The sequence below is a fragment of the Halorarum halophilum genome (assembly GCF_013401515.1).
In the GTDB taxonomy this organism is placed as follows: Archaea; Halobacteriota; Halobacteria; order Halobacteriales; family Haloferacaceae; genus Halorarum; species Halorarum halophilum.
Map to the genome: position 1 here is coordinate 2,682,927 of NZ_CP058529.1, position 11,663 is coordinate 2,694,589.

Below are 11,663 nucleotides of genomic sequence, written 5' to 3' on the forward strand. Positions count from 1 at the left end.
CGCGCCGCGGAACCCGTCTGGGCGGCACCTCCGGTTTCAGCCCGACTCTACGCCGGCTTCTCGACCTCCAACGCGAACAGCAGCGGAACCCGCGGCTCCGACTCCTGCACGTACCACTCGCCCTCGCGCTCCAGCCCCTCGAAACACGGCCACTCCGCGAACGGAAACTCCTCCAGGCTCGACACTCGGAGCCCCGCGTCGGCCGCCGCCGTGACGATGGCCGATAGCGGCCGATAGTACTGGTAGGTGACGTTCTTCGAGAGTTCCACGTCGTCGTCCGCGTACGTCTCGCCCGACTCGATCCGCATCTCCACCGGGTCGTGGTACGGGTAGGTCCACGTCGGCGGGTTGCCGTCGAACGCCTGCCCGATCGGGTGGTCGTCGACGAACAGCGCCTCGCCGCCCGGTTCCAGCAGTGTCGCGACGGTCTCGAAGAACCCCCGGAGGTCGGGGAGCCAGCAGAACACGCCGTATGTGGCCACGACGGCCTCGAACCGCCGGTCCAGGGTTGCGGGTGCGTCGTACACGTCCGCCTCGACGAACTCGGCGTCCAGCCCCGTCTCGTCCCGCAGGGTGCGGGCCCGCTCGATAGCCTCGGGTGAGAAGTCGACGCCGACCGGGTCTGCGCCCTCGCGGGCCCACGAGAGCGTGTCGAGCCCGAAGTGGCACATGAGGTGGCAGAGCAAGGTTCCCTCGGCGTCGACGCGCTCGCGTTCGATCGAGTGGAGCGTCGAATCGCCGTCGAGGAACCCGTCCACGTCGTAGTGGTCGGTGTCCGGGTGGACCAGCGCCCGTTCGTCCCAGTTGTCGCGGTTCACCGCCCGCTGGGCCTCGTGGCTCGCCGGGTTCTCCCCGTCGTAGTCGTCCCCCGAGAACCCCTCGGGCGCGCCGTCGGCCGGATCGCTTCCGTCGCCGTCGCTCATGGCGCTCGCTGCGGGCCGAGCCGTCAAAACTCCGGCGTCAGGAGCGGGAGGCGTCGACGTCGATGGCGTCGACCGGGCAGATGTCGACACAGAGCATGCAGTCGATGCACTGGTCCTCGCGGGTCGGTTCGACCTTCGTCTCGCTCGCGGGGTGGCCGGGCGTGTCGACCCAGTCGAACACGTCGACGGGGCAGTTCTCCAGGCAGGCGCCGTCGGCGACGCAGATGTCGTAGTCGACGGCGACGTGGCTCCCGTGGATGCCGAGTTGCTCGGGCTCGTCCACCGGTCCCCACACGTCGAGGCCGTTCTCCTCGCCGACCTTCTCCCGGCTCTCCTCGAAGTTCGGGTCGATTCCCATCACCGACGGTTGCGCGGTCGCGTACAAAAGGGGTGCGGGGTCGAGACGCGCGGGGTCAGCGGCGGACGAGCAGCGCGGCGCCGGTCAGCGCCAGTACCGCCACCGGGAATCCGAATCCAGCTCCGGTCGTGTTCGTTCCCTCGGGTGAATCGCCGGCGGTAGTCGTGGCCGCTGTAGGCGAGTCGGTCGGTGTGGTAGCCCCTTCAGTCACGTACAGTGACCCGACGGCGCGGACGTCGTCGTCCGGCCCGAGTGCGATTTCGTAGTTCCCGCTGTCGAGTCGGGAGTCGAGCGTCCGGGAGTGTTGCGTGGCGTTCCGGACGTCCCCGCCCTCGGCCGAGAGATACGACGACGCGTCGGCTCGTCCGGCCATCTCGGTGTCGAACAGGACCGTGGCTCGCCCGTCGCCGTCGGTGTCGACGACGGTGGCCGTCGCCTCGAACCCGACCGCGTCGGCGGCACCGATGCGAACCCGGACGCGGTCGGTCCCGTCGAACCGGATCGGAAGCTCCGCCGTCCCGCCCGACGCGACGTCAGCGGTCGACTCGGCGAGGGTTGCTCGGCACAGCGGGACCCGCGGCGTCCCCGTCGGCTCCGGCCCCTCTGCGAGCGAGAGCATGGCGGTGTCGGAGGGCGCGCCGCCCGGACCGAGCTCCAGGGGGTACTCGCCCGCGTCGAGCCGGGACTCGAGGAGTTCGGTTCGCTGTTCGACTTCGCGCACCTCGCCGCCCCGCGCTTCGAGGTAGTGCTCGGCGCTCGTCCGGCCGGCGATCGACGTATCGAGGGTCACGGTCACCTCGCCGTCGCCGTCGGTGTCGACGACGGTCGCCCGGGTCTCGAAGTTCGCCGCCGCCTCCTCGCCGATTCGAATCGTTGTGCTTCCGTTCGCGTCGAGAGCGACGGGGATCGATACGGTGTCGCCCTGCTCGCCTTCGACGGTCGACTCCGGGAACTGCGGCTCCGCGGTCTCGACACCGCCGGCGGCGCCGGTCACGGCTGACACGGCCGGCGCGGCGGCCAGCAGCGAGACGAGGAGGGCTGTCGCGATGAGATGAGGTTTCGATGACACGTTCGGGGTCCGGAACCCTCCCCTTTAGCTATTTCGTAGACGATAACTCCGATTTGAGTCAAGTCCGACGGGAAGCTACGACAAGTGCGACAACCGGGACGGCCGGTCCGAACAGCGCGAGGAGGACGACGGGCGGCCAGGGCAGTCGGTATCCGGGGGACGTCGCCGGCGTCGTTGTCGACGAGTTGGACGTCTTCGCGGTACCGATCCCGTCGTCCGGGGTTCCGCCGGGTGCCCCGGCTCCGGACGGCGTCGCCGTCGACTCGCCCGGCGTGATCGTGAGCGTCCCCTCGTCGCGGCCGCCGCCCGGCGGTTCCACCGTCACAGCGTACTCGCCCTGATTCAGCCGGTCACCGGACACCCCCCGAATCGTCACGTTCCGGACCGCGTCCCCTGGGGCGGAGAGTGCTCCCGTCGTGTTTCCGGACCTCACCGCAGCCGTGTCGAGGGTGACTGTCATCGACCCGTCCCCGTCGGCGTCGACGACGGTCGCCTCGAGTTCGACCCCGTCCCCGCCGGCAACCGTCAGCGTCGCCCGATCGGTGTCGTGGAATCGGAGGGGGATCTCGACGCGTCCGCCCGATTCGACGCTCGGGGACCGGTCCTCGAGGACCACGATCGGGTGGGCCGCGGCGATGCCCGCGCTGCTAGCGAGCAGGAGGACGACCGCGATCGCCCGAAGGAGCGGGCGGGCGGGCGGTGCGGACACAGTCCGTGGTGGGCGTGGTGTCGAGATAAATCCGTGGCCGGTGCGCGGCGGTCGTGCTGGTCGGACGGAGGGTTGGGCGGATCAATTCAGCGCCGCGTCGGCCGCGCGGAGCGCCTTCCTCCCCGGCGGGCGGTCGCGGAGCGGGGCGTCCACGAGGTACTCCACGAGCGCCTCGCGGATGGCCCGCATCTCCTCGCGGGTGAACCCGCGCGGGCGCTCCAGCGCGTGGAGCGCGTCGACCTCGACGGCGCTCTCGTCGCGTTCGGAGGCCGCCCTGAGCTGTTCCATCAGTGCGGAGTGAACTACCCACGCCTCCTCGCGGGTGACGTCGAGCAGCGTGGTCCCGTCTCGGACTGGGGTCGGCATCTCGGTCGCCGACTCAGTTCAGACCTACTTTAGCTGTGACTACCGTTGAGCCCGTTTCACGAAATGGGACGGTTTTACAACGTTCCTACCCCCGAATTACCGCGTCCGTACCGGTTTTTAGCATGACATTAGCGGGTCGAAACGGGGTTTTTTGTTCGATTTTCGTATCGGCGGGGCGTTCCCTCGGACTGATGCGCCGAGGCGCGCGGCCCGACGACGGATCACGGGCCGACGCGCGTGCTGAGGCCGACCCAGCAAACGTGTCACCCGGCCAATCGAACTTCCCTTGTTGTGTGACGTGCGCTCTGGCAGAAACGGGCTTCCACATGTAGAACGACACGTTGACGATCAGACGACGTATCGACCGGGATGGCGGAGGCTCGTCGTCACTCGAAGGCGGCGATGCCGGTCATGCTGACCGTGATTCCAACGGGACGAGTAGCCGGAGCTACTCGAAGGCTGGAATCCCGGTCAGATCCTGCCCGAGGATGAGCGAGTGGATGTCGTGGGTCCCCTCGTAGGTGTACACCGTCTCGAGGTTGCTCATGTGGCGCATCGGCGAGTAGTCGGTGGTGATGCCGTTGCCGCCGAGCATCTCGCGGGCGACTCGCGCCTGGTTCCGGGCCATCCGGACGTTGTTCCGCTTCGCCATCGACACCTGCTGGGGGCGCAGGCGACCCTCCTCCTTCAGGTCGGCGAGGCGGTACGCGAGCAACTGGGCGAGCGTGATCTGGGTCGCCATCTCCGCGAGCTTCCCCTGTTGGATCTGGAAGCGAGCGATGGGGCCGCCGAACTGGTCGCGGTCGAGCTGGTAGTCGCGGGCTGTCTCGAAGCAGTCGCGCGCGGCGCCGACGACGCCCCAGGCGATGCCGTATCGCGCCTGCGTGAGACACGAGAGCGGGCCCTTCATCCCCTCAACGTCGGGGAGGACGTTCTCCTCGGGGATTCTGACGTCCGAGAGGCCGATCTCGCCCGTCACGGAGGCGCGCATCGAGAGCTTCTCGTCGATCTTGTTCGTCGACACGCCGTCGCGGTCCGTCTCGACGAGGAAGCCGCGGATGGGGTCGTCCCCGGCCGAGACGTCCCGGGCCCAGACGACCGCCACGTCGGCGATGGGGGAGTTGGTGATCCACGTCTTCGAGCCGTTGAGGACGTAGCCGTCGGCATCGCGCTCCGCGCGGGTCTCCATCCCCGAGGGGTTCGAGCCGTGCTCCGGTTCGGTGAGCCCGAAGCAGCCGACCGCCTCGCCCTCGCCGAGCGCGGGGAGCCACTCTTCCTTCTGGGCCTCGCTGCCGAAGGCGTGGATGGGGTACATCACGAGCGCGCCCTGCACGGAGGCCATCGAGCGCAGGCCGGAGTCGCACGCCTCCAGTTCCTGCATCAGCAGGCCGTACGCCCGCTCGGAGACGTTCGGCGAGCCGTACCCCTCGAGGTTCGGGGCGTAGAAGCCGAGTTCGCCCATCTCGGGGATGAGCTCCGTCGGGAAGGTACCGTTCTCGTAGTGGTCGGCGATGTCCGGCTGGACCTCCTCCGCCACGAACTCACGGGCCGTGTCGCGGATGAGCTTCTCCTCGGCAGAGAGGTCCGCCTCCAGACCGACGTAGTCGAGCATGTCTCGGAGTCGGGAACGCTGGGTGAAAAGCGAATCGCTACCACGGACTGTCCCGCCGCGCCGAGGCGCTCGACGTGCCGGGCAGCGCCGCGTCGGGCCGGGTTCGGCTGGTTACGCCTCGACCTCTGTGTCGTCCGATCCCGTGGAGTCCTCGCGCACCCGCCGCGCGTGGGCGGTGAAGTTCTCGAACAGCGTCTTCGCCTCGCAGGCGGCGTCGTAGTTCTCGGGGGTGATGTCCGCCAGTACCTCGTCGACCTTCCCGTCGCCGATGCGCTCGCGCTTGCCCTCCGCGACCTCCCGCGCCGTCTCCTGGTCGTACTCGGGGTGGAACTGCACGCCCCAGGCGTTCCCCTTCCGGAAGGCGTGGACGCCGAACTCGTTCCGGGCGAGCAGCGTCGCGTCCGGCGGGAGCTCCACGACGGCGTCGCCGTGGGTCGTGAAGGCGGTGAACTCCTCGTCGATGCCGGCGAACAGGTCGTCGTCCCCGAGGTGTTCGATCCCGTTGTAGCCGATCTCGAAGTCGTCCATCCCGGAGACGCGCCCGCCGAGCGCCTCGGCGAGCACCTGGTGGCCGTAACAGACGCCGAGGATGGGGAGGTCGCGTTCGGCGGCCGCGGCGGTCCACTCGACCAGCGGCGGGATCCACTCCTCGTCCCAGTACACCGACGAGCGCGAGCCGGTGACGACGACCCCGTCCCAGTCGAAGTGGTCGGGGAGGTGTCCGCCGTTCACGTCGAACTCGGCGAGGTCGGCGTCGAGCTCGCGGCGGAAGTTCCGGGCCGTGTTCGCGTCCTCGTGGGCCGCATTGAGCAGGGCGAACCGCAGTCGTGTCATTGGCGTGTCTCGGCGCGCCGGGGCCAAGTGCCTTGCGTCGCCCGCAGGCTCGGCCGGGGTCGGGGACGTGCGGGAGACCGCCCGAGACGCGCCCGGCCGGCAGTCTCAGCTCCCGAGGAACTCCAGGAGCCGGTCGTTCACCGTCCGCGAGTGTTCGATATGGGCGAGGTGCCCTGCGCCCTCGACGGCCTCGAACTCGCCGCGGGGGAGCCCCTCGGCCAGTTCCTCGCCCTTCCCGGGCGGGCAGAGCGCGTCCTCGCTCCCGTGGAGCACGAGCGCCTCGTTCGTCACCTCGTACAGCCGGTCGGTCAGGTCGAACGAGTCGAGCGCGGCCCGGGTCGACTCCCACGCCTCGGGGTCGGCGTCCTCGGCCGCGCGCCACTCGGCGATACGAGAGAGGACGTCGGGCTGAGAACCGACGAACTCGCGGGAGAAGGCTGCCTCGAGGGATGACGCCAGCGTCTCGGGGTCGTCCGGGTCGGGGCGGAGCGGGTCGGGGTTCAGACCCTCGCCGTAGGCGGCGGTGCCGACGAGCGCGAGCTTGCGAACCCGGTCGGAGCCGAGCGCGGCCGTCAGCGCGACCGCGCCCCCGAGGCCGACGCCGACGAGGTGCGTGGAGCGGACGCCGGCGTCCGAGAGTACCGCATCGAGGTCTCCGACGAGGTCCGCGACGGTGTAGGGCCCGGGCGGCGCGTCGGAGTCGTCGGTCCCCCGCGTCGCAGGGATGACCGCCCGGTACGGCCCGGCGACGGCGGCGTGTTGCCAGCCCCACTGCCACGGGCCGAAGCCGAGTTCGCCGCAGAACGTGACGGTGTTCGTGGAGTTCGTCCCTTCCGCGTCCCCGGCGTAGCCCTCGCCGTCGACCTCGTAGTAGAGCTGTATCGAGTTGTTCGTGGCGTACGGCACTGTTACTCGGTGGTTGACGGCGTGTGGGTTAGTATTCGACGACTGTGATCCGTTGCTGAGGTTTTCGGAGTTGTGACGGAGTTCGTCGACGGCGTCGGGACCAAAACGCCTCAGGAAGCCCTCGCGGGTCTCGGCTAAGCGACGCACCTCCGGCTGACAACGTGCATCGATGAGTGGTCGGCCGGTATCGGCGCGTGCCGGCGCGGCTCCGTCCGCGCCAGACGCGCGCGAGGGGCGAGAAGCACAGTGAGCGGAGCGAGCGAGCATCGCAGTCGGCTGGGGAGGGTTCGAGCGCCCGGGGGCTTTCGAGCCGTTCTGATCCCCTTCGACGATCGGTCAATCCTCCATCAAGATACCACCCCGCTACCCGCACACTCATAGGAGCAACATCGCCCGGAGACCGCGCGATATATCCGACCGAGCGACCGACCACACATCCAATGATCGACCTCCGTTCGGACACCGTCACGAAGCCGAGCGACGAGATGCGCGAGGCCGCGGCCACGGCAGACGTCGGCGACGACGTCTACCGCGACGACCCGACCGTCAACGAACTCGAACGCCGCGCGGCCGACCTCGTCGGGAAGGAGACGGCCCTCTACGTCCCCTCCGGCACGATGGGCAACCAGATCGCCATCCGGGTCCACACCGACCGCGGCCAGGAACTGCTCTGCGACGAGCAGGCGCACGTCTACAAGTGGGAACTCGGCGGCATCGCCCAGCTCTCGGAGGTCCAGCCGCGCATCCTCGATTTCGGCGAGCGCTCCGTCCCGACGCCCGAGCAGGTCCGCGAGGGCTACGTCGAGCAGGACCTCCACCGCCCCGGCACGGGCCTCCTCTGCCTCGAGAACACCCAGAACTCCCGCGGCGGCGTCGCCGTCCCGAAGGAGCACCTCGACGCCGCGGCCGAGGCCGCACACGACCTGGACGTGCCGGTCCACCTCGACGGCGCGCGGTTCCTGAACGCCTGCGTGGCGCTCGACGTCGACCCCGAGGCCATGACCGAGCGCGTCGACTCGGTGATGTTCTGCCTCTCGAAGGGGCTGGGCGCGCCCGTCGGCTCGGTGCTCGCCGGCGACGAGGAGTTCGTCGACCGCGCGCGCCGGACACGCAAGCTCCTGGGCGGCGCGATGCGCCAGGCGGGCGTGATCGCCGGCCCGGGCCTGCTCGCGCTGGAGAACGTCGACCGGCTGGCCGACGACCACGAGAACGCGGCCCGACTCGCTGACGGCCTGAACGACATCGAGGGCCTCTCGGCGCCGGAACCCGACACGAACATCGTGATGGTGGACAGCGAGGACGCGGGTATCACCGGCAAGGAACTCTCGACGGCGTGCAAGGAACGGGACGTCTCGTTCTCGGCGTTCGGCGAGTACACCTGCCGGCTCTGCACCCACCTCGACGTCGACGAGGACGACGTCGAGACCGCGCTCGACAGCATCGCGGACGTGGTCGAGTCCGCCTGACTCTTTCCCAGAATTCCCGGCCGGTCGACGGTTCTGCTGGTCGGTTCCCAGCTCAGGCGTTCAGCGCCCAGAAACGGTAGTTCAGCACAGCCGCGAACGCGACCCACACGAGATACGGGACCAGCAACAGCGCGGCCCGACGGTCCACCCGCGCGAACGCGGCGGTAGTGAGGAGAACCAGCGCGAACAGCACCGCGATGACCGCGAGTCCCGCGAGCAGTTGCTGGAGGCCGAAGAACGTCGGCGTCCACGCGAGGTTCACGGCGAACTGCGCGAGGAACGCGGCGACGGCGACCCGGCGAGGGCGTCCCCTCCCCCGGCGGATCACGAGCCACAGTGCGACGCCCTGCAGCGTGAACAGTCCCGTCCAGACGATGCCGAAGACGACCGGCGGCGGGTAAATCGCGGGTTTGGCGAGCGCGGCGAACCAGGCGGTGTCCGGTCCGGCGAGCAGCGCGGGCGCCGCGCCGAGGGCGTTGACGGCGACGACGAGCACCAGTAGTCCGACCCAGGACCCCAGGCGGTCAACGGACCCGCCGCTCGTTGCAGTCGACACGACCGAAAGGAGGGCGCGAACCACCTTAACGGTGGGTCGCTGCCGGAACGGCGACTCGCGTCGCGGCCGAACTCACGTCCTGAACTCGAACCGGGCGCCGCCCGACTCGCCCTCGACGAGTTCGACGGACCAGTCGTGCGCCTCGGCCACCCGGCGGACGATGGCCAGCCCGAAGCCGGTGCCGTCCTCGGTCGACGTGACGCCGGGCTCGAACACCTCCTCCCGGTCCGGGGCCGGGATTCCGTTCCCGTCGTCCTCGACGACGAATCCGGTGTCGGTGCACTCGATCCGGACGGCCACGCCCGACCCGCCGTGCTCGATACTGTTCCGGAACAGGTTCTCCAGCAGTTCGCCCAATCGGTCGGGGTCGGCGTCGATCGTGCAGTCCTCGTCGACCGAGAGCGTCGCCGTGCCCGTGTCGACGTGGCGCCAGGCGACGTCGGCCACCTCGGCCAGGTCGACGGGTTCGGTCTCGCCGACGACCCGGCCCTCGCGCGCGAGCATGAGCAGGTCGTCGATGAGCCCGCGCATCCGTTCGAGGGCGTTCTCGACGGTTTCGAGGTGCTCGTCGCTCCCGGTCTCACGGGCCAGTTCGAGGTACCCCTCCGCCACCGAGAGGGGGTTCCGCAGGTCGTGGCTCACGACGGAGGCGAACTCCTCCAGGCGCTCGTTCTGGCGTTCCAGCGCCCGTTCCCGCTCCTTCCGCTCGCTGATGTCCGAGTAGATGGCGTACCCCCGGACGTTCGCTGCGTGGAGCTCCAGGGGGACCACGTACATCAGGAAGTCGCGGACCCCGTGGGCGGTGAGCCGGCGACACTCCCGGCGGACGTTCTCGCCGGCACGGAGGCGGCGGTTGAGCTCGTCCGCCTCCGTATCGGTGTCCGCCGGGACGATGAACTCGTCCACGCTCTCGCCGATGAGGTCGTCCCCGGGGTAGCCGAACGTCTCCTCGAACGCGGTGTTCACCGCCCGCGCGATGGGTTCGCCGTCCACCATCTCGAAGGAGACGGCGGCGTCGGGGATGTTCTCGAACAGCGCCGAGAGGCGGTCCCGTTCGTCGCGCAGGTCGCCCTCGGCGCGGACCCGTTCGAGCGCGACCGCGACGTGGGCCATCAACAGCTCCGCCAGTTCGAGGTCGGTGTCGTCGAACGCGCCGGGTTCGGTCGAGACGGCCTGGCACGTGCCGAGGTCGCCGACCGGGACGCTGATCCCGGACCGGTACTCCGGCTTCGCGGGGGCGGCGTGCTCGTTCTCGGCGACCTCCTCGATGAGGACGGACTCGCCGGTCCGGTACGTCCGGCCGGTCACCCCCTCGGAGACGTGCATCGGCCTGGAGGCGTCGGGGTCGGCGTCGTCCGGTTCGGCGGCGGGGACGAGGTACTCGCCCGTCTCGTCGAGCAGGGCGATGGTGCACCTGTCGAACGAGAGCACGCCCTCGGCCGCGGCGATGGCGCGGTCGAGCACCGCCCGCTCGGTCTCCGCCTTCGCGATGTCTGCGGCGGCGCCGTGGAGCCGTTCGATGGTCCGGCGGGACTCGCGTAGCGCCGCCTCCGATCTCACGCGCTCACGCGTGGCCGACGCGTGCGAGACGAGTAGCTCGGCCAGCTCGCGGTCAGTGTCGTCGAACGCCCCCTCGCGTTCGGCGATGACCTGGAACACCGCGTCGTCGCCGAAGGGGACGCTGATGGCGCTCTGTGGCCCCTCGTGGTGCGGTCGGGCGTCGGGGTGGGCCGCCACCTCGTCGACGTGGAACGTCCGCCCCTCCGCGAACGTCCGGCCCAGGATGCCGCTCTCCGGTGCCCGTTCGGGTGCCTCCGGGTCGGTGGTCGCGACCGTCTCGAACCCCTCGCCGTCGGGCAGCGCGACCAGCAGGTACGACCGGTCGAACTCCAGCACCGTCTCCGCGATCTCCACGGTCAGGTCGAACAGCTCCGCCTCGGTGTCGGCGTCGACGAGTCGGGGGGCCGCCCGGTGGAGCCCCGTCACCTTCCGCTGGCGATCCTGCAGGTCGCTCTCGGCCCGGATCCGCTGGTGGGCCTGCGAGACGTGGGTCGCGAACAGTTCGGCCAGTTCCAGGTCCGCCTCGTCGAAGCCGTGCGGGGTCAGCGACGCGGCCTGGTACACGCCGAAGTCCCCGACCGGCACGCTGACGAACGAGCGGAAGTCACGGGGGTTCGACACCTCCGGCCGCTCGCTCACCTCGCGAACGAACACCGACTCGCCGCCCCGGATCGTCTCCCCGGCGATCCCCTCGTCGACGCCGATCCCGTCCGCCATCAGTTCGACGTCGCCGAGTTGGAATCGGGGGACGAGCCGGTCGGCCTCGCGGGTTCCGAGCCAGCAGTGGTCGAACGAGAGGACGTCCGCCGCGACGTCTGCCGCCCGGTCGTACAGTTCGTCGAAGCTCCGAGCCGCGGCGACGTCGGCGGCGCCGTCGTGGAGCCGCGTGACGCGCCGCCGACTCTCGCGCAACTGGAGTCGCGTCTCGCCGTCGAGGGCCAGGCGAACCTCCCGGAGCAACAACTGCGCGGGCGACTCGTTGGTCGGGACGAAGCCCTCGGCGTACGGCGGCGGTTCCTCGCCGAGGGCGACGATGGGGATTCCGGCGGTGTCGAGGTCGTGGACGGCCGTCTCGTCGAGGTCGGCGTCCCCCACGAGCACGACCGCGTCCGGTTGCTCCGAGGCGACGCGGTCGACGAGGGTCGCCTCGGTCACGGTCGCGGCCGAGCCGTCGTCGGTCGCGGCGAGCCCGGAAACCACGGCGGCGGCCCCGTCCCCGACGACGAACAACGAGAGCGACCGTGTCATGTGATTCACCGGAATAACGGCCCATACTTGGCGAACGGGAATTTAAGAATGTCGGT

At 69.9% G+C, this 11,663-nt stretch carries 11 protein-coding genes; 1 reads left to right on the forward strand and 10 read right to left on the reverse strand.

Annotation, left to right across the window (positions count from 1 at the left end; translation table 11 throughout):
- Window positions 1-47: 47 nt before the first annotated feature.
- From HUG10_RS13505 to HUG10_RS13540, 8 genes are all read right to left on the reverse strand, one after another.
- Window positions 48-923: a class I SAM-dependent methyltransferase gene (locus tag HUG10_RS13505; protein ID WP_179170079.1), complete on the reverse strand. Its 876-nt coding sequence runs from the start codon at window positions 921-923 to the stop codon at window positions 48-50.
- 37 nt (window positions 924-960) lie between these two features.
- Window positions 961-1,281: a 4Fe-4S dicluster domain-containing protein gene (locus tag HUG10_RS13510; RefSeq protein ID WP_179170080.1), complete on the reverse strand. Its 321-nt coding sequence runs from the start codon at window positions 1,279-1,281 to the stop codon at window positions 961-963.
- A gap of 55 nt (window positions 1,282-1,336) precedes the next feature.
- Window positions 1,337-2,350, reverse strand: a complete 1,014-nt coding sequence (locus HUG10_RS13515) for a DUF7827 domain-containing protein (protein WP_179170081.1) — start codon at window positions 2,348-2,350, stop codon at window positions 1,337-1,339.
- Window positions 2,351-2,408: 58 nt separating this feature from the next.
- Window positions 2,409-3,059 (reverse strand): DUF7827 domain-containing protein, encoded by a 651-nt coding sequence (locus HUG10_RS13520; RefSeq protein WP_179170082.1) that lies wholly within the window; start codon window positions 3,057-3,059, stop codon window positions 2,409-2,411.
- A gap of 81 nt (window positions 3,060-3,140) precedes the next feature.
- On the reverse strand, window positions 3,141-3,425 hold the full coding sequence (locus HUG10_RS13525) for a DUF7853 family protein (protein ID WP_179170083.1): 285 nt from the start codon (window positions 3,423-3,425) through the stop codon (window positions 3,141-3,143).
- Window positions 3,426-3,873: 448 nt separating this feature from the next.
- A complete protein-coding gene (locus HUG10_RS13530; protein WP_179170084.1) occupies window positions 3,874-5,037 on the reverse strand; it encodes an acyl-CoA dehydrogenase family protein in 1,164 nt (387 codons plus the stop codon).
- Window positions 5,038-5,148: 111 nt separating this feature from the next.
- Complete coding sequence (locus HUG10_RS13535) at window positions 5,149-5,871, reverse strand: type 1 glutamine amidotransferase (RefSeq protein ID WP_179170085.1); 723 nt, start codon at window positions 5,869-5,871, stop codon at window positions 5,149-5,151.
- 105 nt (window positions 5,872-5,976) lie between these two features.
- Entirely contained in the window at window positions 5,977-6,777 is an 801-nt protein-coding gene (locus HUG10_RS13540) for an alpha/beta fold hydrolase (RefSeq protein ID WP_179170086.1), read from the reverse strand.
- A 440-nt stretch (window positions 6,778-7,217) separates the two neighbouring features.
- On the opposite strand from HUG10_RS13540, the gene HUG10_RS13545 reads away from it, so the two are divergent.
- Window positions 7,218-8,243: a threonine aldolase family protein gene (locus tag HUG10_RS13545; RefSeq protein WP_179170087.1), complete on the forward strand. Its 1,026-nt coding sequence runs from the start codon at window positions 7,218-7,220 to the stop codon at window positions 8,241-8,243.
- 52 nt (window positions 8,244-8,295) lie between these two features.
- Here HUG10_RS13545 and HUG10_RS13550 read toward each other — a convergent pair whose 3' ends face one another.
- Window positions 8,296-8,799, reverse strand: coding sequence for a TspO/MBR family protein (locus tag HUG10_RS13550; protein ID WP_179170088.1), 504 nt, complete (start codon window positions 8,797-8,799; stop codon window positions 8,296-8,298).
- A gap of 72 nt (window positions 8,800-8,871) precedes the next feature.
- Window positions 8,872-11,607, reverse strand: coding sequence for a GAF domain-containing protein (locus HUG10_RS13555; protein ID WP_179170089.1), 2,736 nt, complete (start codon window positions 11,605-11,607; stop codon window positions 8,872-8,874).
- Between the last annotated feature and the right edge of the window lie 56 nt (window positions 11,608-11,663).